The organism is Pantoea sp. ABR1s (assembly GCF_057812235.1).
In genome coordinates, this window is record NZ_CM173823.1 from 3176816 (window position 1) to 3196815 (window position 20000).

A 20000-nucleotide genomic window follows, 5' to 3' on the forward strand; every position below is an offset into this window, starting at 1 on the left:
TAACTGATATTAACGGATCTGTTCCTGACAGAGCGCCACCGCGTCGGCAAACGTCATCGGCTGCTGCATCCGCTCCACCAGCTCAGCGGTCAGCGTATACATGCCGCATGAGCAGATTGCCGCCAGCCTCCCCTGCTGGCCATAAAACGCCATAAACTTTTTATCCTCCAGCGAGCCGAGCAGCTGGAATGAATCCCATTCTTTAGCATGGCCCAGATACTCATAACGGGTGCCATACTGCGTAGTCCAGAAGAACGGCACACGATCAAACGCGACGGTCTGGTCCAGCATATTCCATGCGGCGGTTTGTCCCTGCTGATGCGCGACGCGATAGTGCTCAATGCGCAGCGGCCCCTGTGCCGACGGATACGTGGCGATATCTCCCGCCACCCAGATATTGTCAGCGACCCGCAACTGCTCATCCGCCTGCAGGCTGCCATCCTCTGCCAGCGGGAGATCGTGGATAAAGTCGGTAGCCGGTTTAACCCCGGTAGCAAACAGCACCACCGTCGCGTCCAGCAACCGTCCACCCTTGAGCTGCACGCCGCTCACCTGCTGGTCGCCCTGTAAGGCTTCGATCTCGCCCTGCACCCACTTCACGCCGTTCTGCTCATGCAGCTGATAGAAATAGCGGCCAATCTGATCGCCAAACTGTTTAGCAAAGGGCAACGCCTGTCGGGCGATTATCGTCACGTCAATGTCACGATTACGCAGCGCCGACGCCAGTTCGGTGCCGATAAAACTGTTGCCGATAATCACGATTTTATGGCTGGCATCCACCGCCTGAAGCAGCTCATCGGTCTGCGCTTTGCTGCGCAGCAGATGGACCCCATCGAGATCGCTGCCCGGCAAATCGGGGCGGACTGGCGTCGCGCCGCTGGCGATCAGCAGTTTGTCGAAGGCGAGCGTCTCGCCATCCTCGAAGATCAGCCGTTGCTGCTGGGCATCCAGGCGGCTCACGGTAGCCTGAAGCCGTTCAACGTGGTCCATCACATCCGCTTTCAGCAGCTGCGGCACCTCGCTGATATCCATTTTGCCCGACGGCACAAATTTGGTCAGCGCGGTGCGGTCGTAAGGCGCATCCGCTTCCCGCTCAACCAGAATCACACGGCCTTTGAAGCCTTCATGGCGCAGACGCCACAGCGCCGCGCTGCCCGCTGCCCCACCACCGAGCACCACATAGACCGGTGCGGCTGCCCCACTGCCAATCGGCGCCGCGGGCGACATCGCTTTCGGATTCACCAGCACCCGGCCCTCTTCAATGCGCAGCGGATACTGTTTGAGATCGGCTAACGCCAGCGGTTCACACATTTTTCCACTGGCCAGATTAAACGCGGCTTTGTGCCACGGACAGACCAGCCGATCGCCACAAATCGCGCCCTGCTCCAGCGGCGCGCCTGCGTGCGGGCATTTCGCCTGATAAGCACGTACGTTGTCACCTTCGCGGATCAGCAACACCTCCACCTCGCCGAGCGTTTTTTTAACCGGCTGGCGCTGGGGCAGATCGTTCAGGTTGACGGTAAATTGATAGTTCACGACATGGCTCCTTTAACGGTTCTTGTCTTGTGCTGCGCGGCAAAACAGAGTGCTGCGCAAATCCCCACAAACATTAAGTGTGGCAAAAGAACCGGGAAGCCTGGCGATGAATGCTTATCAGAAGGTTAACATGCTGTTATAGAATGGAATTTAATCAGCATTGCGCGGGAAGGAGAAGCGGCCACCTGCGTGGCCGTGGGGATAATCAGCTTTTTTTCAGGCACTGGCTCATAAAGGTTTTACGCGCATCGCCCGCCAGTTTTTTATCACCAGCTTCGCCGTTACAGCTTTTCATTTTCATCTGCTGCGGTGACATCTGCGACAGCTTGCTGTCCTTTTTCAGGCATTCACTCATAAAGGTTTTGCGCGCATCTCCTTTAAGATCCTGTGATTTAGCATGCTGGTTACACATCGTCATCTTCTCCTGCTGCGGGGTCTTTTCCGCCGCACCGGCCAGTCCACTGACCAGCAGGCCCGCCATCATCATCGCCATTAAACCGACTTTCATCTTGTTATCTCCACAGTGGATTGTCCTTTGTTATTCTGGCAGCGAATAAGCAAAGCGGAAAATGTTTCAGGTCAAAGTGATGTGAAGATCCCATTCCAGTCTGGCACTGGGATTGTTACTGACGAGGATGGCGGAGTAACTTTTCGATGTAATTGCGCAGCAGTTGCGCATTTTCATCTCCGGCATCGGCCACATTGTCTATTGCGGTCTCAATACTGGTGGTTATAGCCAGATGTTGTTGCGGCTCCAGCTTGCGAACCAGCGCGGTAACAACAATCTCCAGCGCTTCGATTTGCGCCATCTGCTCTTTGGCTGTCGCCTCTTTTTCAGCCAGCTTTACCAGCAATTCAGCAATCAGGTTTTTCATGCTGTTATCTCAGCGGTGGAGAAAAGCTGAAATTATCACCACGCTGGTTAAAAAAACAGAGGGTAACCGCTACTTTTTTCAGTGAGTTAGCCCGCATTCCTCACCGTCTGCTCAGACGATTTCGGCTAACCTTGCGAGCGAAACGTTTTCCCTGCAATCAACGCTATGGTTAAACGTTTCGCCCGCCCGAAATCGGTCTTTCGCTTAGCGAGGATCGACAAATCCGCGGCCTGGTCCGCCGCCGTGTCCGCCCCAGCCACCGCCGCCGCCGCCTGGAGGCGGGAAAATACATCCGCTTAATGCAGTAACCAATGCCACAACGGCAGCCAGCTTAAAGATTCGTACCATATCTACCTCAGGGTGATGAAATCGGGCTGAGTGTATGGAGCCACCTGCATGGCGACAAGTGAGATTCTTCCGCATCCGGCGACTATTCATCTTTGCTGACCAGACTTAACGATTTACCACCATTAAGGCGGCACAATCTCAACATCCCGGCTGGATTACAGCACAAATTATTTGTGCAAATCGGGAGGGTGAACACTTTACAGGCGGCGTAATTTTGCGCATTGTGAGCGCATTACATTTACAGGATATAAACATGACTCTCTCTCAGGCTGCTTTCAGTGACATCCTCTCCCGGCGCGACTGGGAAAATCCGGTCGTGACCTCGCTGCATCGGCTGGATGCGCACCCGCCATTCGCCAGTTGGCGAGATGAAGCAGCCGCGCGGGATGACAGCCCCTCGGCGTCACTGCAGAGCCTCAACGGAGAGTGGGGTTTCCGTTATTTTACGCAGCCTGAAGCGGTCCCGGCCAGCTGGTTACTGCAGGATCTGCCGGACACTACGACCCTTCCGGTTCCGGCCAACTGGCAGATGCACGGCTTCGATGCGCCCATTTATACCAACGTGCAGTATCCGATTCCGGTTACTCCTCCGCTGGTACCCACAGAGAATCCAACCGGATGTTACTCGCTCACATTCAGCGCTGACGCAGCCTGGCTGGATAATGGGCAGACACGCATCATTTTTGACGGCGTAAACTCGGCCTTTCACCTGTGGTGCAACGGACACTGGATTGGCTACTCTCAGGACAGTCGTCTGCCCGCTGAATTCGACCTGACGCCTTATCTGCGGCCGGGCAAAAACCGGCTGGCAGTAATGGTGCTGCGCTGGAGCGACGGCAGTTATCTGGAAGATCAGGATATGTGGCGAATGAGCGGTATTTTCCGTGATGTCACGTTAATGCATAAACCGCAGGTGCATCTGGCAGATGTTCAGCTGGAAACCCGGCTCAGCCCGGAGTTTTACCATGCCGAATTGCGTGCCCGGGTTCGTGTTGCTCTGCCAGCTGACGTCAGTTCGCGCTATCAGCTGCGTCTGACGCTGTGGCAGGGTGACCAGCAGATTGCTCAGTGTCAGCAGCCGCTGGGCAGTGCCATTATTGACGAGCGGGGTCACTATCCCGAACGCGCCCTGCTCAGCCTGCCGGTGGAACAGCCTGCGCTGTGGAGTGCCGAAACACCCCATCTCTATCGCGCCACGCTGGCGCTGCTGGATGAGAATCAACAGCTGATCGAGGTGGAAGCCTATGATGTCGGCTTCCGTCAGGTCACCATCGATAACGGCCTGCTCTGCCTGAACGGCAAACCGCTGCTGATCCGCGGCACCAACCGTCATGAACATCATCCGGAGCGCGGTCAGGTGGTGGATGAGGCGACAATGCGCCGCGACATCGAGCTGATGAAGCAGCACAATTTTAATGCGGTGCGCTGTTCACACTATCCTAATCATCCGCTCTGGTATCGGTTGTGCGATCAGTATGGGCTTTATGTGGTGGATGAGGCCAATATCGAAACCCACGGTATGCAGCCGATGAACCGGCTCTCCGATGATCCCCGCTGGTTTGCCGCCTATAGCGAACGCGTGACGCGCATGGTGCAGCGCGATCGTAATCACTGCAGCATTATTATCTGGTCGCTGGGCAATGAGTCAGGACATGGTGCCACACACGATGCGCTCTACCGCTGGGTAAAAAGCAGCGATCCAACCCGTCCGGTTCAGTATGAAGGCGGCGGTGCGGATACCGCTGCTACCGATATCATCTGCCCGATGTATGCCAGGGTTGATGAAGATCAGCCCTTCCCGGCGGTGCCGAAATGGTCGCTGAAAAAGTGGATCGGTCTGCCGGGTGAGACGCGTCCGCTGATCCTGTGTGAGTACGCGCATGCCATGGGCAACAGCTTTGGCGGTTTTGCTAAGTACTGGCAGGCCTTCCGCCAGTTCCCGCGTCTGCAGGGCGGCTTCGTCTGGGACTGGGTTGATCAGAGCCTGACCCGCTATGACGATCAGGGCGAACCCTGGCAGGCCTACGGCGGCGATTTTGGCGATAAACCCAACGATCGTCAGTTCTGTATGAACGGGCTGGTATTTGCCGATCGCACGCCGCATCCGGCGCTTTATGAGGCGCAGTGCGCCCAGCAGTTCTGGCAGTTTGCCGTCGATCCCGGCGATCCGCTGAGCTTTACGGTCAGCAGCGACTATCTGTTCCGCCACAGTGACAACGAAGTGCTGCGCTGGCGCATCGAACAGGCGGGTCGTGTAGTAACGGAAGGAGAAGTGCCGCTGGATATCGTTCCACAGGGCCAGCAGCGGATCACGCTGCCGTCACCGCCAGCATTACAGGGCGAATGCTGGCTGAACGTCGCGGTTCATCAGATTCAACCGACCCAATGGAGCACCGCTGGCTGGCGTGTCGCCTGGCACCAATGGGCGCTGCCCTCATCGCTGGCGCTGCCATCAAAGCCGGAGAGCGGCCACGCACCGGGCCTGCACGATGATACCCGTGAGATTGTCATCACCCATCAGCAGCAACGCTGGCATTTTTCACGCCACAGCGGCGAACTGACGCAGTGGTTTGTGGATGAACAGCCCACACTGCTTTCACCGCTTCAGGACTGCTTTATTCGCGCCCCGCTGGACAATGACATCGGCACCAGCGAAGCGGAACGCGTTGATCCCAATGCCTGGGTCGAGCGCTGGAAAGCAGCGGGTTATGACCAGATGAGCAGCCAGCTGGTGTCGATGACGGCGAATGCGTTGCCACAGGCGGTGCAGATTGAGACGCTGCACAGCTGGCTCGCCCATGGCCAGATCGCCTTTATCAGCCGTAAACGTTATCTGATCAATGCGCAGGGTGAATTGCAGTTGCAGCTTTCCGTTGAGCAGTCGCGCGGATTGCCCCCGCCCTCGCGCATCGGATTACGCTGTGAGCTGACGCAGATACCACAACAGGTGAGCTGGCTCGGCCTGGGTCCGCATGAAAACTATCCCGATCGCCAGCTGGCCGCGCAGTTTTCCCGCTGGGAGCTGCCGCTGGATCAGCTCTCAACGCCTTATGTTTTCCCGGGTGAGAACGGTCTGCGCTGCGGCACCCGTCAGCTCGACAGCGGCAGCTGGCAGGTCAGCGGCGATTTCGCATTCTCACTGAGCCGTTTTAGCCTGGAGCAGTTGCGGGAGGCATCACACCGCCACCATCTGCGTCCGGAAGCGGGCTGCTGGCTGCATCTGGATGCCTGCCACATGGGTGTCGGCGGCGATGACTCCTGGAGCCCCAGCGTCAGTCCTGAGTTTTTACTGACTCAGCAGCTCTGGCAGGCTGAACTGACGATTTGCCAGCCGACGCGGGCAGCGCTGTCTTCGGACGCCGGTAAAAGCGCTTAAGAAACAGCACGTTAATCAGCACGACCACGGCGGTGGCAAAAAAGACCCAGCGGAAACCGGCCACCGCCGACACCGCGGCGCCCAGCAGCGGACCCGCGACATTGCCGAGATACATAAAGGACTGGTTATAGCCGAAGATCCGGCCGGTGATGTTGTCACGCGAGTGACGCACCAGCAGGGTCTGCACCGCGGGCATCATCGCGCCATCGGCAAAGCCCAGCAGAAAACGTAATACCCCCAGCTGTGTCGTGCTGGTGACAAACGACATGGCGATAAACAGCAGCAGCGAGATGACCATCGTTGCCAGCAGGATACGCTGCGTGCCGATGCGATCGCCCAGTCGTCCCAGACGAGGCGCGGCCAGCAGTGCAGAGACGCCAGGCAGCGCGGCAATGACCCCGCTAAGAAAAGCGATATTCTCAGCGGTGGGTGCCAGTTCCCGCACAAAGAGCGTCAGGATCGGGTTCACCGATCCGTTGCACATCTGAATCACCATGGTGGTGAAAAAGAGGCAGAGCATCAGTTTTGGATTATCCAGCGAGCGGAAAACCTCGCGTCCGCTGAGCTTCTCCTTTTTACTCACCGGGGTGTAACCGGTCTCCTTGATCAGGAACAGCGTCACCAGAAAGCTGACCATCAGCAGCGCTGCGGTGACAATAAACACCGTACGCAAACCGACCCAGTCTGCCAGCAGCCCGCCCAGCATCGGCCCCAGAATCACCCCGCCAATCTGACCGGTTGAGACACAGCTCAGCGCCCAGCCGCTGCGTTCACGCGGCACCTGAGCGGCCACCAGCGCCATGGCGTTGGGAATATATCCGGAGGTCAGCCCCATCAGGGCACGCAGCAGCAGCAACTGCCAAGCTTCGGTGACAAAAGCCTGTAGCAGAATTACCACGCCCATGCCAAAAGCGGCGCGCAGCAGCATCAGCTTACGGCCTTTACGATCGGCAAGACTGCCCCACAGCGGGGCTACGGCCGCCGAAACCACAAAGGTGATACTGAAGGTTAGACCCGACCAGAGGCTCAGTGATTCGCCACCGGTTATGCCAAGCTGCTCAAGGTAGAGCGGCAGAAACGGGATAATCTGGCTGATGGCCAGGCCGGTAAAAAAACAGCCAAACCAGACCGAGATCAGGTTTATCTTCCAGGGTTCTATAGTGCGTGGCATGAGCAGATATTTTAAAGAGAGGGAATGTTCAGTCTAACGCGGCTATTCTCAGCGTGACCGACAAAACATGGCACAAATGGCAAAAGACCGGTTTCCTCTTTGATTCAGCGCAATCACCGGCGCAAATTTTCCAGCCCACCGGGTTTTTAGCGCGAAGCACGCGGGCGATGGTCTGGCCAGACCCGATCTCCCTCAATCCGGCCCGTCAATATAGAAAAATATGTCATTCTGTTACTGACAACTCTTCACCCCGCTTCTATGTTTAAAAAACCGCCAGCCGCGGCGGTATAGCAATCTTTTTAATCGGCGCGACATCCTCCGCAAAAAACGGTGCAGACCGTCCGGCTACGCTGAGGCGAACCAGCTTATTTCATGGTTAAACGCCCTTATGCTCAGGTGTAAGGGAGGGGGTCTTGTTTTAGCGGAGGTGGGTAATGAGAGTACAACCTGACAGCGCCAGCCGTGCTATCAGCGACTATTTTAACAGCCCGGACTGGCGGATACCGCCTGAGTCCGATCTGCTGGCGGTGATTCTGCGTGAAATAATGGAAGCGGGAGAACCCGCCACCAATAAAGCCCTTATTGCGCGGGTGATCGATAAACTGGAAGTGGAAGGCGACGAGACGCAGTTGCAGCGTTATCGCACCCTGCTGGCGCAGTTAATCGACACGCAGCCGGAGGCGTAAACCCACCACCTACTTCACCCAGCGCAATTTATCCGCTTCGCTGATACTGGCCCGTCCGCTGCTGCGCTGAAACAGGCACAGCTCCCGTCCACGCTTATTTTTCATCTGCGGCTGGGGATAGCGTCCCTCCAGCAACAGTGCGCTGTAGCCCGTGTTGTCGTCATACTCGATCGCCTCGCCCAGCACCTTTACTTTGCTCAGATGACTGGCGTTAATGCAGGCCTGCACCATCACCTGACGGCTCTTTTGCCAGGCCTCTTCACTGGAAGCCTGCGCCAGTGTGCAGCTGAGTAACAATGCGGGCAGAAGTGCCCCGATTATGCGTTTCATCTTCTCTGCTCCTGTTACGGCCCGAAGCCGCTAAAAAAATTCCCGCCGGGGCGGGAATAAACAAGACGAGCACTATCTATTGTGTGACGAGGAAGTTTCTTAAACGCGCTGCTATCCTCGCCTGCCGTTATGACAAACCTATGACATCTTTGCCGTTAACCACAATAAACTGAGCTGATATTGCCATTTTTGTCAGCCAGGAAGTTCAGCCGGTTAAGGTTGAAGTCCATGGTGACGGCAGAATTATAGGGAATGGCGCGGACCTTCTGTTCGAAGTGCTGACCCTGCAGCGCGGTTAACGGTTTACCGACATAATTCTGAAACTGAGAGGCACCACAGCGGTCAGCTTCGGGATCCTGCGCCACACTGGCGGTATCGGGCTTAGAGGCAGATTGACAGGCGGTTAATGCAAACAGCCCCACTACCAGCAGCCCTTTTCCATAAAATTTCACGTTTATTCTCCTGTTGGACGTGTAAAACCCTGCCCCAAGAGTAGCAAAGCGCACCTGCTGACCTGAACCCCTAAAAAGTAAAGTTGTTACAGCAGCATTAAACGGGTCGCGGCACCGATCATTTTTTAAGATTAATCGCACTCATTGCCTAAAAAAAGCACTCCAGGAAACTACAATATTAAGAATAGTCTTAGTCCTGTGGAGGTCATGATGGAACTGATTATTTTTGTCGTCTGCGCAATGCTGATGACCGCCGTGGCGGTCAAAGTCCGTTAAATGGGTTCAGCCTGGTTCTGCGCGGTTCTTTCCAGAAGCGTACTGAATGCAGCCAGCGGCATCGGTCGACCGAGGAAGTAGCCTTGCCCCTCTTCGCACGAGAGCTGTTTTAGCTGGTTCAGTTGCGCTTCTGTTTCAATCCCCTCAGCCGTAATTGTCAGGGCAAAGGCGCGTGCCAGCGCAATAATCCCCGCGACCACCGATTGTGCCTGCTGCGACTCCGGGAAATCTTTCATCCAGGAGCGATCGATCTTCAGCCCATTAAACGGGAAGGTCTTCAGGTAGCCCAGGGCCGCATAGCCGGTGCCGAAATCATCAACGGTTAACCTTACCCCGAGTGACCGTAAACCCTGCATCACCTCCAGCGCATGCTGCGGATGTTCAAAGGTCACGTTCTCCGTGATCTCCAGCTCCAGCCGGGTAGCCGGCAGGCCACTTTTCGCCAGCACATCTGCAACCCGCTGCACTAAATCGCTGGTGCGGAACTCCATGGGCGAAATATTAACCGAAACATAGCGATCGCCCCCCCATCCCAGCGCATCCTCACACGCGCGCATCAACACCCAGTCACTGATGGTGGCGATGAGACCGCTCTCTTCCGCCAGCGGAATAAAGTGATCGGGGGTAATCCACTCATCCGGCGCAATCTGCCAGCGAATCAGCGCCTCGGCACCTGCCAGCTGCCCCGTCAGCAGTTGATAACGGGGCTGGTAGTGCAGGCGAAATTCATTGTTCTTCAGCGCTTTCTCAATCCGCCGCGCCATTTCACGCTTATCCTCACGCTGACTGGCCATCTCATTGGCATACCAGACCCACTGATTGCGTCCCGCTTCACGTGCTTCATTCAGGGCGATATCCGCCATTTGCAGCAGCGCTTCCGGATGGCTGGCATCCTGCGGTACACAGGCAATCCCCATGCTGACGGTGAGATAGTGGACATGCTGGCCGGTGCTGATGGGCTGCTGAACCTCGTGCACCAGCTGTGCGCAACGCTGATCGACCCGCTCACGGTTCGTTTCACGCAATACCAGCACAAACTCATCGCCACTCAGCCGCGCCACCAGCTCCTGCGGGCCGATACAGCGCTTCAGACGCTGCGCTATCTGGCTCAGCACTTCATCGCCCGCCGCATGGCCCCAGGTTTCATTAATCGGCCTGAACTGATCGAGATCGAGGGTAATCAGCGTCAGCGGCGCAGCGCCATCAGGCAGCTCAAGGTGTAGCGTCAGAAACTCCTGCAGCTGTACGCGGTTCGACAGGCCGGTTAAGACGTCATGACGCGACAAAAAATGAATGCGCGCCTCGGCTTCCATGCTCTGAGTGATGTCCGACACCGTGCCGCGAAACCCGATACGTCGCGCATCATGCCAGATTGTTTTCGCGACCAGCTGGCCGATACGGCGGTTGCCGTGCGCCGACATAAACTGACAGCGCAGTGGCATCCGTTGCCCCTCCTCCTCCTGACGCTGCAGCCAGGCGACCAGCGAATGGCTGGGATGCGTCAGCAGGTGATCGATGTGACGGCCCAGCCAGTGTGTAATATCGTGGCCGGTCACGGTTTGAAAGCGCGCTGACAGGTAGATCAGGCGGCCCTCTCCATCCGTTTCCCAGATCCAGTCTGACGCCGCCTCAGCGAGATCGCGAAACCGCGCTTCACTGTTGGCCAGCTCCTGCTGACTGATCGCCAGCAGGGCAAAGCGCCGGTCAGAAAGAATCGCATTAGAGAGCGCATGGCGGCTGACGCGATGGGTGATTATGCCAATGATGATCGCCATGAGCATCAGTAGTGGTAACAGAAACCAGACCAGGCCCATGCCAGGCATCTTTGGCGTCCAGCGCAGCACAATCAGATCGCCGCCGGGTAACGGTTGCACCATCCGCGGTTCACGCAGGGCATCCCCTGCACTGACGGGCAGGCGCAGTTCGCGCACATCCAGCGTGGCGCCCAGCGCCTGTAATTTGGCAGGGGTGAACAGATTCACAAACACCATGACTGACGCTGGCCCCGCTATCGGCGGCATATTCGTCAGTTTGCCGCTGCCGATGGGGGCGGCAACCACAATGGCGGGCAGATGATTAATCAGCGCATCACGGGTTATCGCCGCGTCGTTGCGCTGACGTGCCGCCGCAATCAGCGCTGGAGCCTCTTTTCCCAGCCAGGCTTCCAGCGGCGTATCCACCAGTTGCCCATTAATGACGCTGTACGTGGTGTGACCGTTGCCGTCGACCACGAATACGCCCTCATAGTGATACTCTTCGTAGAGGCCCGGACCAAAGTTCTCTTCGTCATAAGCCCAGACTTTGTTGACCCTGACATGGAGATTGCGCCAGGCTTCGCCCCAGAACGCATAATCCCGGATATCCGTGACCATCGCCTCCTGACGATTTTTCCACGCCTGCTGCATCAGCAACTGGTCATGCTCAACCGATACGCTGTTTTGCCGCTGCGCAATCGTCAGCACCATCAGCATCGAGAGCACCAGCACGCCAAACAGCAGCAGCGAAAGCGTGCGCAGGCTGCGCCGCGTAAAGCGGACAGTGCGGTCTTCAGCGGCATGACTGAATGGAGGCGAGGGTGGCGCCGGAGGGTTAGAAGTCATTAAGAGTGCTCACTACACAGTCAGAGTTTGAGATGACGGGCCTGCAATACAACATGCAGTGCTGACCAGATTAGTTTCCTCAGTTATCGGCTCACGCGCGCGGGTGTTTAGTCTGCGGTAAACATTTTGCGCTTAAATATTGTGTTACAGGCTGACTCGACAGCGATCTGGTGCATTGCTACTATGCGCTAACCTTCGCTGGCAGAGTCGCCTATGAATACCAATTCCGACAGAGTGACACTGACGCTGTTCTACGTCGGCAGCTTTGTGGTCTATTACCTGGTTACCATGCTGATCACGCTGTTCCCTAATTACAGCGTGCTGCGTAATGACGGCCTGCTGGTGCCGGTGCTCTGCCTGTTTGAATTTGCTGTTATCTATCCGCTTTACCGCTTTTACTGCCAGCGCCGTACAGACCTGCCGCTGGGTGAACTCTGCACGCTGCAAACTCTGCTGTTTACTGGCGCGCTATTTGTTCTGATGGCCGCACAGATGCAGTTCATGCAGCCGGAAGGATGGCTGGTGATGCAGGCCCAGCAGGGACGTAATTCGCTGCTGATCCTGCTGCTCACCGCCGTGCTGCTCGCACCGGTGTTTGAAGAGGTGCTGTTCCGCGGTTTTCTGTTGCAGGGCTTTCTGCTGTGGGCGCCACGGAGCCGCTTTGCCTGTATGCTGCTGACCTCACTGCTGTTTGCGGTGATGCATACGCAGTATGTGCACTGGCAGACCCTTATCGCCCTGACGCTGTTTTCGCTACTGCTCTGTTACGCCCGGCTGCGGAGTAACAGTCTGGCGCTGCCCATCTTCCTGCACACGCTGAATAACCTGATTGCGCTGCTGCCCGCCTGGTATTTCGCAGGCTAGCGCCAGGCCCGCCCCTTCTGACACACCTTACAGGCCGCCGCATCACATCCTGGCTGGCGGACCATAGCTCACACTGACAATGCCGCCCCGGCACGTTTGTCTATACTGGATGTTAAAAAGGGATAAAAAGCACCACAGTCCGGACCACCAGACCGTGTAAAGGAGAGGATCTATGTTGATAGGATTTGTGTTGTTAGTGAGCGCATGCGGCTACGATGCCTGCGAGGCGCTGCCGGTATCAGAGCGCATCTATCCGACGAAGGTCGACTGTGAAACGATGGCGAACCGCATTCATAAAGTCAGACCGAATGTGGTACTGCTGTGCGGCGAAGTACATCGCTAATTCAGGGCCAGGTTCAATAAAGCAGGGCTGTAACGTTGCAAGCTGACGCTTTAGCGTACAAAATATAAGCTGTTGTTAACCATTATCGTTGTGAATCCCATGAAAACATCACGCCCCCGTCGTCCTGGTGGACGCTGGGTTTACTATCTTTTGTATGATGGCATTCTGTGGCCCTGCCCCGTCCGTTGGGAGTGGGAGAGCAGCTATGGCGGCTGGCTGCCATTTTACTACACGCCAACCTTTGAGTTTGTGGTGGGCGATCCGCGCAAGGCTTATCGCATTGCGCGCAGCGATGTGCGGGCTAAAAGGCGCGAGGATGCCTTTGTCTGAGCGCGTTTATCGCCACGGCAGCCATGAGGCAGTAAGCAGATAGTGAACCGCTTCCAGCACAATAATCACCATTAATAATATGCCCAGCGTGTGGCGGCCAATCCCCTTCATCTGTTCAGGCCCAGATCATGGCAGCCCAGCGGATCAGCAGCAGCGCGCCACAGATGCACAACAGAACCAGCACCATCTTCCAGTATTTTTTGGCTGCCCGGTATCTCGTCACCTCAGTTTCCTCTGATCAGAAAGCGAAGATGCGCCAGAAGGCGCATCTGTTCCGGTCAGCAACAGGACCGGTGAGGCATAGCATAACGCCCGGGCCGCCAAAAGGCGACCCGTTACCGGCATCAGTTGTTCAGGGTGTAATCCAGCGTAATTTCCGCGTTCAGTACCTGAGAAACCGGGCAGCCCGCTTTGGCTTTATTGATGATCTCGTCGAAGGTCGACTCATCAATGCCTGGCAGAGAGATGGTGCTGGTCAGTGCCACTTTGGTGATGGCAAAGCCATCGCCTTTTTTGTCCAGCGACACGTCGGCCGTGGTATCAATGCTTTCCGGTGGATGACCTGCGTTGCCCAGCATCAGCGACAGCGCCATAGAGAAACAGGCTGCATGCGCTGCACCAATCAGTTCTTCCGGGTTGGTGCCTTTGGCGCCTTCAAAACGGGTGTTAAAGCCATAAGGCTGCTGGCTCAGCACGCCGCTCTCGGTGCTGACGGTGCCTTTGCCTTTGATATCGCCTTCCCAATGCGCCGAACCTTTCTTATGAATGGTCATGTCGTTCCTCCTGTTGGTAAAGAAGCTAAGTATAGACAATACATTCATTTTCGCAGGCTCAACTCACCGCGCGGGGACGTGGCGGTGTGCTCTGCGGTGCCAGTAACGCTTCCGCCTGCACCAGCGAATCGCGGGTAATTTCACCGATCGACTTCGCGCCGGTCAGGGTCATGGCAACGCGCATCTCTTTTTCAATCAGCGTCAGCAGGTTTTCTACGCCGCGCTGACCGTGGGTTGCCAGCGCATAGATAAATGCCCGTCCCAGTAGCACGCTGTCTGCGCCCAGCGCAATCATCCGCACCACATCCAGCCCGTTGCGAATGCCACTGTCCGCCAGAATGGCGATGTCACCTTTTACCGCATCGGCAATGGCCGGTAGCGCACGCGCCGAGGAGAGCACGCCATCCAGCTGGCGTCCGCCGTGATTAGAGACCACGATGCCATCGGCGCCAAAGCGCACCGCATCACGCGCATCTTCCGGATCGAGAATGCCCTTGATCACCATCGGTCCATCCCAGAACTCGCGGATCCACTCCAGATCGCGCCACGAGATAGAGGGATCGAAATTATTCGCCAGCCAGCCGATGTAATCTTCCAGCCCGGTAGGCTTGCCCAGATACGTGGAGATATTCCCCAGATCGTGAGGACGCCCCTGCAGACCCACATCCAGCGCCCACTGTGGATGGGTGACCGCCTGCCAGTAACGACGCAGCGCCGCGTGATTGCCGCTCATACCGGAGTGCGCATCGCGATAGCGCGCGCCCGGCGTGGGCATATCCACGGTAAACACCAGCGTAGAGCAACCGGCGGCTTTGGCGCGCTCCAGCGCGTTGCGCATAAAGCCGCGGTCACGCAGCACATAGAGCTGGAACCACATGGGACGCTTAATCTGCGGGGCCACCTCTTCGATCGGGCAGACCGAGACGGTCGACAGGGTAAACGGAATGCCTTTCAGGTCTGCCGCGCGCGCCGCCTGTACTTCACCCCGGCGGGCATACATGCCGCACAGGCCGACCGGTGCCAGCGCAACCGGCATCGACAGGGTTTCATTGAACAGTTTGGTTTCAAGACTCAGTTCCGACATATTTTTAAGAATGCGCTGGCGCAGCGCCACATCCGAGAGATCCTCTACGTTGCGACGCAGGGTGTGCTCGGCATAGGCACCGCCATCAAGATAGTGAAACAGGAACGGCGGCAGGATACGTTGCGCGGCCGCGCGATAGTCACTGGCAGCGGAGATAATCATCAGTCAGATTCCTTTGGGTTGCGTGTGTCGTTATCCGGTAAGCGGGTGATGCGCGCCTGACGCGCTTCATCTTCATGCAGGCTTTTCATGGTGGTGTGCACGAATCCCAGATGCTGCATCGCCGCCTGGCGCGCAGCGTCGGCATCGCCCGTGAGGATCGCATCGAGCAGCGCCTGATGCTGTTCAGTCAGGCGGGCAAAAATCGCGGGCTGGGTATACATGCGCTGACGGCTCTGCATTACCGATGATTGCAGCAGCTCAAAAAAACCACGCATGGTCTGCAGCAGCACTACGTTGTGCGACGCCTCGGCAATCGCCAGATGGAAGCGCACATCAGCCTGGGCGGCGAGATCGGGATCGTCACTCTCTTTCAGTTTCAGGGTGGCGTCGAAAGCGTACTGCAGCTTCTCTTTGTCGGCGTCGGTGGCGCGCAGTGCGGCGTGCCAGGCGGTGCTGGCCTCGATGGCATGGCGCGCTTCCAGAATGTCGTAGCGGTAGTCGGGATCGTCGCGCAGTAGCTGGCGAATCGGCTCGACGATGCGCTGTTCCGACCAGGGCGCCAGCTGCTGACGGATCCAGGTGCCGCCGCCGCGTCGGCTAATCAGCATGCCGTTGCTGATCAACTGTTGTATGGCTTCACGCAGCGAGGAGCGCGAGACGCCAAGCTCCGCAGAGAGCTGACGCTCGGCGGGCAGGCGCATGCCCGGCTCGAGCTGATGTTCGGTGATATAGGCCCGCAGGCGCGTCACCAGCGGATCAGCATTGCTGCTCATGGGATCATCCAGGGGAAGACGTAGGCCTGAAGCGTGGTTATCACACCGACCATACAGGTGAAAATCAGGCTGTGTTTAACGGTAAACCGGAACAGGTCGGACTCTTTACCCACCAGCCCGACCGCCGCACAGGCGATAGCGATCGACTGCGGCGAGATCATCTTACCGGTCACGCCACCGGTGGTGTTGGCCGCCACCAGCAGAATATCGGAGACGCCAATCTGCTGCGCGGTCGTGGCCTGTAAAGCAGCAAACAGCGCATTCGATGAGGTGTCTGATCCGGTCAGGAAGACGCCCAGCCAGCCCAGGAACGGTGAGAAGAAGGTAAAAGCGTGGCCGGTGTGAGCCAGCGCCAGTGCCAGCGTCGCAGACAGCCCGGAGTAATTCGAGATAAAGGCAAAGGCCAGTACCATCCCGATAGAGTAGATCGGCAGCGCCAGCTCTTTCAGCGTTTCACCAAAAGTCTGCAATGCCGCCTTTGGCTTCATGCGCAGGAAAATCATCGCCATGATCGCCGCAATTGAAATGGCGGTGCCGGTGGCGGACACCAGATCCAGCTTAAAGATGGCCGGATAAGGGGTTGCAGTGCCGACCACGGGCGGCATCCGCGCCACCAGCTCATTCAGCATCGGCACCGGCATAGCCAGCACCCACTCATAGAGCGCACCGCCTTTGGCGAACAGCGCTTTAAACGGCGGGATACTCCAGAGCGTGACGGTGGCGGTGAGAAACAGGAACGGCATCCAGGCGCGGATCACCTGCCCCAGCCGATACTTCTGCGGTGGCAGCAACGGATCGCCCTGTTTCGCCTCTGCATCGGCAAAGCGGAAGATGCGCACCGGCTTCCAGACCCGCAGGAACAGCGTCAGCGAAATCAGCGAGGCGAGCGACGAGATAATATCGGGCAGCTCCGGACCCAGGAAGTTGGAGCTGAGGAACTGGGCAATGGCAAACGATCCCCCTGCCACGACCACCGCCGGCCAGGTCTCTTTCACTCCGCGCCAGCCATCCATGATCGCCATAATCCAGAACAGCACAATCAGGGTCAGCAGCGGCAGCTGGCGTCCGGCCATCTGGCCGATGGCAAAACTGTCCAGCCCGGTCACCTGCCCCGCCACAATAATCGGGATGCCCATCGCGCCAAAGGCCACCGGCGCGGTGTTCACAATCAGGCAGAGCCCGGCGGCGTAGAGCGGATTAAAGCCGAGTCCCACCAGCAGCGCGGCGGTAATCGCCACCGGCGCACCAAAGCCCGCAGCCCCCTCCAGAAACGCCCCGAACGAGAAGCCGACAATCAGCATCTGCAGACGCTGATCGGGAGTAATCGACAGGATAGAGGCGCGGATAATGTCGAACTGGCCGGTTTTGACTGAGATCTTGTAGACGAACACCGCGGCGACAATAATCCAGGCAATCGGCCACAAGCCATAGAGAAAGCCATACACTACGGCGGCCAGCGCCTGTGCAACCGGCATCTGATAGAGAAACAGCGCCACCAGCAGCGCCAGCACCACGGTGGTGGTGGCCGCCAGGTAGCCTTTCATCTTCAGCTTAATCAGCGCAAAGAAGAAAAAGAGAATCGGGATCAGTGCGATCAGGCTTGAAAGCCAGATATTACCCAGCGGATCGTAGTTTTGTTGCCAGATCTGCATGCCAGTATCTCCAGAGGAAAAGGTGACGTGGCACGCAGCCGCAGCGCTGGTGCCATCTGCCCCGGATTGGTCAGACCAAACCGCTCTGTCGGGGCTTATGGCAACAGATAGTTAACGCATTGTTAACCTATGGCAACAGAAGATGCGCGAATTTTCCCGGAGTGTGAACCAGAGAAAAATATTGCCGGAATTGGTCGGACCAAAATCAGCGATTCACCTCAGGAAAGGCGTGCTGATAGCTGCGCGGATGGAAACGCAGATTAAGCACGATTAACAGCAGCGTGACCGCCGCCTGCAATAACCAGACGCTGGTGAAGTGACCGGTGAGCGCATGCAACTGCCCGGCGATAAACGGCATGCTGCCCGCGATAATAAAGCCGACGCCCTGCATAAAAGCCACCAGCCGCGCGCCAGCCTGCGGCTGCTCCAGATGATCCAGCGCCAGCACCAGCGCCAGCGGAAATGCCCCGCCCAGCCCGAAGCCCGCAATCCCCGCCCAGAGCCACGGCGCCAGTTGTGGCGCAAACAGGAAACCGAGCATGCCGCTGAACTGCATCGCCAGTGTCAGCAGCAGCAGCGGACGGCGATCGCGGCCCCGCGCCAGCAAGGGCAGCAGCAGCGCACCCGTGACCTGACAGCCGATCATCATGCCAAGCAGTGAACCGCCCGCCTGCGCGCTCCAGCCGAGTTGATGATAAAAATCGGGCAGCCAGGCGACACAGATGGCATATCCGCCGTTCACCAGACCGAAGCTCAACGCCAGCGTCCAGGCGCGGGTTTTCCGCCACAGCGAAGGCAGAGCGGCGGCCTCCGTCCGGGCTGCACGTGGGGTGGTGATAAACAGCCAGAGCAGGATGGCCAGCACCACCGGCAGCGCCCAGCTGCTCAGCGCGCCCTGCCAGCCAAGCTGCCCATTCAGCCACGGCGAGATCGCCGCGCCAATCCCGCCGCCGCCCATCAGCGCCGCTGCCCACAGTCCGGTCACGCCGGCACTGCGGCTGCCAAATCGCTGACGGATCAATCCCGGCATCGCCATCTGCACAATGCCAATGCCCGCCCCTCCCGGCACAGTACTCAGTACCAGCCAGCCTCCGTCAGCCACAAACAGCCGACTCACCAGCGCCAGCAGCAACAGCAACAGGCCACCCAGCAGCAGTTTACGTACCGCAAAGCGCTGCATCAGCGGGGCGCTGACTAACGCAATGGCACCCATCATCATCATCGGCACCGCAGGCAACAGCGATGCCGCCAGCGGCGACAGACCGATGCTCTGCCGCAGCTCGCCGAGTAACGGACTGACCGAGGTCATCAGCGGTCGCATATTGAGCCCGGCCAGCACCAGCGCCGCCAGCAGCAGGTTGTTCTCTCTCTTCATCTGAGATCCACACAGTTAAAAGTTGCCAGCCTGGCAGCAGTCGCTACTATCTGGAAATGAAATATTACTCTGCCAGGTAGTGGAAATATGAATCGTCAGCCGATGTTTACTCCGCAGCAGCTGCTCAGCTTTGTCGCGGTGTGCGAAACCGCCAGCTTTACACGCGCCGCCGACCGGGTGCACCTGTCGCAATCCACCGTCAGCCAGCAGGTGCGACGGCTGGAGGAGATGGTCGGCAAAGAGCTGCTGAACCGCTCCTCGCATCAGGTGCAGATCACCGAAGAGGGCGAGAAGCTTTTAGGCTACGCCCGGCGGATTATCGCCCTGAATGGGGAAGCGCACGATGTGCTGAGTGACCAGTGGCGCGACGGTGTGCTGCGTCTTGGCGTGCCGGAAGATTTCGCCGCGCCCACGGCCGGTCTGCTGGCGCACTTCAGTCGCGACCATCCGCAACTTCGGCTGGATGTGATGAGTGGCATGCAGGTGGAGCTGCGTCGCGCCTGGCAGCGTGAAGAGCTCGACATCATGCTGATTAAACAGCCCGCTGGCGAGCGTCCGCTGGCGTCGCGTCCTGAACCCCTGCTGTGGCTCGATAGCGCAGAGTGGCCCTGCTTTGAGCAGACGCCGGTACCGCTGGTGCTGTTTCCCCAGCAGGGGCTCTATCGCGATGAGGTGTGTCAGACGCTCGACGCACTGGGCCGTAGCTGGCGCATTAGTTACAGCAGCGCCAGCCTGGTCGCGCTGGCCGCCGCCAGTGCGCAGGGTCTGGGGCTGACATTACTGCCCGCCAGCTGCCGCCTGCCGCAACATCGGGTACTGGGCCCGGAACAGGGTCTGCCGGTGATTGATACCTTCGAACTGGCGCTGTTCTGTCGTCATCCGCAGGATCCGCTGCAGCGCGAGCTGGCGGAATCCCTGGCAACCTTCAGCCAGCTGCGCTGGCAGTGAGATATCGAATAGTCGTCAGTGGAAAATAACGCAGCAGGGTGGAGCG

Annotated in this window: 20 protein-coding genes; 6 read left to right on the forward strand and 14 right to left on the reverse strand. The window is 58.0% G+C overall.

Annotation, left to right across the window (positions count from 1 at the left end):
* Window positions 1–9: 9 nt before the first annotated feature.
* From ACXKZD_RS15065 to ACXKZD_RS15080, 4 genes are all read right to left on the reverse strand, one after another.
* Window positions 10–1536 (reverse strand): FAD-dependent oxidoreductase, encoded by a 1527-nt coding sequence (locus tag ACXKZD_RS15065; RefSeq protein WP_488981707.1) that lies wholly within the window; start codon window positions 1534–1536, stop codon window positions 10–12.
* A 205-nt stretch (window positions 1537–1741) separates the two neighbouring features.
* Window positions 1742–2044 carry a PsiF family protein gene (locus ACXKZD_RS15070; protein WP_010255256.1) on the reverse strand — a complete coding sequence of 101 codons (303 nt, stop codon included), beginning with the start codon at window positions 2042–2044 and terminating at the stop codon, window positions 1742–1744.
* A 115-nt stretch (window positions 2045–2159) separates the two neighbouring features.
* Entirely contained in the window at window positions 2160–2411 is a 252-nt protein-coding gene (gene iraP / locus ACXKZD_RS15075; protein ID WP_010255252.1) for an anti-adapter protein IraP, read from the reverse strand.
* Between the two features lie 204 nt (window positions 2412–2615).
* Complete coding sequence (locus tag ACXKZD_RS15080) at window positions 2616–2759, reverse strand: hypothetical protein (protein ID WP_164480391.1); 144 nt, start codon at window positions 2757–2759, stop codon at window positions 2616–2618.
* Between the two features lie 253 nt (window positions 2760–3012).
* Here ACXKZD_RS15080 and ACXKZD_RS15085 point away from each other — a divergent pair, with 253 nt between their 5' ends.
* The gene (locus ACXKZD_RS15085) at window positions 3013–6135 is read left to right on the forward strand and encodes a beta-galactosidase (RefSeq protein ID WP_488981708.1); all 3123 of its coding nucleotides are present in this window, start codon (window positions 3013–3015) and stop codon (window positions 6133–6135) included.
* Here the strand turns inward: ACXKZD_RS15085 and ACXKZD_RS15090 are convergent.
* Window positions 6032–7306, reverse strand: coding sequence for a multidrug efflux MFS transporter (locus tag ACXKZD_RS15090; protein ID WP_488981709.1), 1275 nt, complete (start codon window positions 7304–7306; stop codon window positions 6032–6034). The two genes, ACXKZD_RS15085 and ACXKZD_RS15090, sit on opposite strands and share 104 nt — an antisense overlap.
* A 434-nt stretch (window positions 7307–7740) precedes the next feature.
* Between ACXKZD_RS15090 and ACXKZD_RS15095 the strand changes: the two genes are divergently transcribed.
* Window positions 7741–7992, forward strand: a complete 252-nt coding sequence (locus tag ACXKZD_RS15095) for a biofilm development regulator YmgB/AriR family protein (RefSeq protein ID WP_010255246.1) — start codon at window positions 7741–7743, stop codon at window positions 7990–7992.
* A gap of 9 nt (window positions 7993–8001) precedes the next feature.
* Here the strand turns inward: ACXKZD_RS15095 and ACXKZD_RS15100 are convergent, their stop codons facing one another.
* From ACXKZD_RS15100 to ACXKZD_RS15110, 3 genes are all read right to left on the reverse strand, one after another.
* Entirely contained in the window at window positions 8002–8322 is a 321-nt protein-coding gene (locus ACXKZD_RS15100; RefSeq protein ID WP_033756735.1) for a hypothetical protein, read from the reverse strand.
* 155 nt (window positions 8323–8477) lie between these two features.
* Window positions 8478–8774 carry an I78 family peptidase inhibitor gene (locus ACXKZD_RS15105; RefSeq protein ID WP_010255242.1) on the reverse strand — a complete coding sequence of 99 codons (297 nt, stop codon included), beginning with the start codon at window positions 8772–8774 and terminating at the stop codon, window positions 8478–8480.
* Window positions 8775–9046: 272 nt separating this feature from the next.
* Window positions 9047–11650: a bifunctional diguanylate cyclase/phosphodiesterase gene (locus ACXKZD_RS15110; RefSeq protein ID WP_400368534.1), complete on the reverse strand. Its 2604-nt coding sequence runs from the start codon at window positions 11648–11650 to the stop codon at window positions 9047–9049.
* A gap of 213 nt (window positions 11651–11863) precedes the next feature.
* Between ACXKZD_RS15110 and ACXKZD_RS15115 the strand changes: the two genes are divergently transcribed.
* The 3 genes from ACXKZD_RS15115 to ACXKZD_RS15125 all read left to right on the forward strand — a co-directional run bounded on the left by ACXKZD_RS15115 (window position 11864) and on the right by ACXKZD_RS15125 (window position 13187).
* On the forward strand, window positions 11864–12514 hold the full coding sequence (locus ACXKZD_RS15115; RefSeq protein WP_010255238.1) for a CPBP family intramembrane glutamic endopeptidase: 651 nt from the start codon (window positions 11864–11866) through the stop codon (window positions 12512–12514).
* A 172-nt stretch (window positions 12515–12686) separates the two neighbouring features.
* Window positions 12687–12857, forward strand: coding sequence for a hypothetical protein (locus ACXKZD_RS15120; RefSeq protein WP_003850083.1), 171 nt, complete (start codon window positions 12687–12689; stop codon window positions 12855–12857).
* Window positions 12858–12956: 99 nt separating this feature from the next.
* Window positions 12957–13187, forward strand: coding sequence for a hypothetical protein (locus ACXKZD_RS15125; protein WP_029519422.1), 231 nt, complete (start codon window positions 12957–12959; stop codon window positions 13185–13187).
* 115 nt (window positions 13188–13302) lie between these two features.
* On the opposite strand, the gene yniD is transcribed toward ACXKZD_RS15125, so the two are convergent.
* The 6 genes from yniD to ACXKZD_RS15155 form a co-directional block, all read right to left on the reverse strand.
* On the reverse strand, window positions 13303–13410 hold the full coding sequence (yniD, locus tag ACXKZD_RS15130; RefSeq protein WP_022625163.1) for a small membrane protein YniD: 108 nt from the start codon (window positions 13408–13410) through the stop codon (window positions 13303–13305).
* Window positions 13411–13531: 121 nt separating this feature from the next.
* Window positions 13532–13960 carry an OsmC family protein gene (locus tag ACXKZD_RS15135; RefSeq protein ID WP_010255233.1) on the reverse strand — a complete coding sequence of 143 codons (429 nt, stop codon included), beginning with the start codon at window positions 13958–13960 and terminating at the stop codon, window positions 13532–13534.
* 58 nt (window positions 13961–14018) lie between these two features.
* Window positions 14019–15206, reverse strand: coding sequence for an FMN-dependent L-lactate dehydrogenase LldD (gene lldD / locus ACXKZD_RS15140; protein ID WP_022625165.1), 1188 nt, complete (start codon window positions 15204–15206; stop codon window positions 14019–14021).
* On the reverse strand, window positions 15206–15979 hold the full coding sequence (gene lldR / locus ACXKZD_RS15145) for a transcriptional regulator LldR (protein WP_010255231.1): 774 nt from the start codon (window positions 15977–15979) through the stop codon (window positions 15206–15208). Before lldR ends, lldD begins: the two co-directional genes overlap by 1 nt.
* Window positions 15976–17631: an L-lactate permease gene (gene lldP, locus ACXKZD_RS15150; RefSeq protein WP_488981710.1), complete on the reverse strand. Its 1656-nt coding sequence runs from the start codon at window positions 17629–17631 to the stop codon at window positions 15976–15978. The genes lldR and lldP overlap by 4 nt, the downstream gene beginning before the upstream one ends.
* A 205-nt stretch (window positions 17632–17836) precedes the next feature.
* Window positions 17837–19006 (reverse strand): cyanate transporter, encoded by a 1170-nt coding sequence (locus tag ACXKZD_RS15155; RefSeq protein WP_033771037.1) that lies wholly within the window; start codon window positions 19004–19006, stop codon window positions 17837–17839.
* An 87-nt stretch (window positions 19007–19093) separates the two neighbouring features.
* On the opposite strand from ACXKZD_RS15155, the gene ACXKZD_RS15160 reads away from it, so the two are divergent.
* Complete coding sequence (locus ACXKZD_RS15160) at window positions 19094–19954, forward strand: LysR family transcriptional regulator (protein ID WP_010255227.1); 861 nt, start codon at window positions 19094–19096, stop codon at window positions 19952–19954.
* Window positions 19955–20000: the final 46 nt, after the last annotated feature.

What these genes read in the sequence shown, in the direction of transcription:
- ACXKZD_RS15070 (WP_010255256.1), bottom strand. Translation starts at nt 2,044, where the DNA reads ATGAAAGTCGGTTTAATGGCGATGATGATGGCGGGCCTGCTGGTCAGT.
- iraP (WP_010255252.1), bottom strand. Translation starts at nt 2,411, where the DNA reads ATGAAAAACCTGATTGCTGAATTGCTGGTAAAGCTGGCTGAAAAAGAG.
- ACXKZD_RS15080 (WP_164480391.1), bottom strand. Translation starts at nt 2,759, where the DNA reads ATGGTACGAATCTTTAAGCTGGCTGCCGTTGTGGCATTGGTTACTGCA.
- ACXKZD_RS15085 (WP_488981708.1), top strand. Translation starts at nt 3,013, where the DNA reads ATGACTCTCTCTCAGGCTGCTTTCAGTGACATCCTCTCCCGGCGCGAC.
- ACXKZD_RS15090 (WP_488981709.1), bottom strand. Translation starts at nt 7,306, where the DNA reads ATGCCACGCACTATAGAACCCTGGAAGATAAACCTGATCTCGGTCTGG.
- ACXKZD_RS15095 (WP_010255246.1), top strand. Translation starts at nt 7,741, where the DNA reads ATGAGAGTACAACCTGACAGCGCCAGCCGTGCTATCAGCGACTATTTT.
- ACXKZD_RS15100 (WP_033756735.1), bottom strand. Translation starts at nt 8,322, where the DNA reads ATGAAACGCATAATCGGGGCACTTCTGCCCGCATTGTTACTCAGCTGC.
- ACXKZD_RS15110 (WP_400368534.1), bottom strand. Translation starts at nt 11,650, where the DNA reads ATGACTTCTAACCCTCCGGCGCCACCCTCGCCTCCATTCAGTCATGCC.
- ACXKZD_RS15115 (WP_010255238.1), top strand. Translation starts at nt 11,864, where the DNA reads ATGAATACCAATTCCGACAGAGTGACACTGACGCTGTTCTACGTCGGC.
- ACXKZD_RS15120 (WP_003850083.1), top strand. Translation starts at nt 12,687, where the DNA reads ATGTTGATAGGATTTGTGTTGTTAGTGAGCGCATGCGGCTACGATGCC.
- ACXKZD_RS15125 (WP_029519422.1), top strand. Translation starts at nt 12,957, where the DNA reads ATGAAAACATCACGCCCCCGTCGTCCTGGTGGACGCTGGGTTTACTAT.
- ACXKZD_RS15135 (WP_010255233.1), bottom strand. Translation starts at nt 13,960, where the DNA reads ATGACCATTCATAAGAAAGGTTCGGCGCATTGGGAAGGCGATATCAAA.
- lldD (WP_022625165.1), bottom strand. Translation starts at nt 15,206, where the DNA reads ATGATTATCTCCGCTGCCAGTGACTATCGCGCGGCCGCGCAACGTATC.
- lldR (WP_010255231.1), bottom strand. Translation starts at nt 15,979, where the DNA reads ATGAGCAGCAATGCTGATCCGCTGGTGACGCGCCTGCGGGCCTATATC.
- lldP (WP_488981710.1), bottom strand. Translation starts at nt 17,631, where the DNA reads ATGCAGATCTGGCAACAAAACTACGATCCGCTGGGTAATATCTGGCTT.
- ACXKZD_RS15155 (WP_033771037.1), bottom strand. Translation starts at nt 19,006, where the DNA reads ATGAAGAGAGAGAACAACCTGCTGCTGGCGGCGCTGGTGCTGGCCGGG.
- ACXKZD_RS15160 (WP_010255227.1), top strand. Translation starts at nt 19,094, where the DNA reads ATGAATCGTCAGCCGATGTTTACTCCGCAGCAGCTGCTCAGCTTTGTC.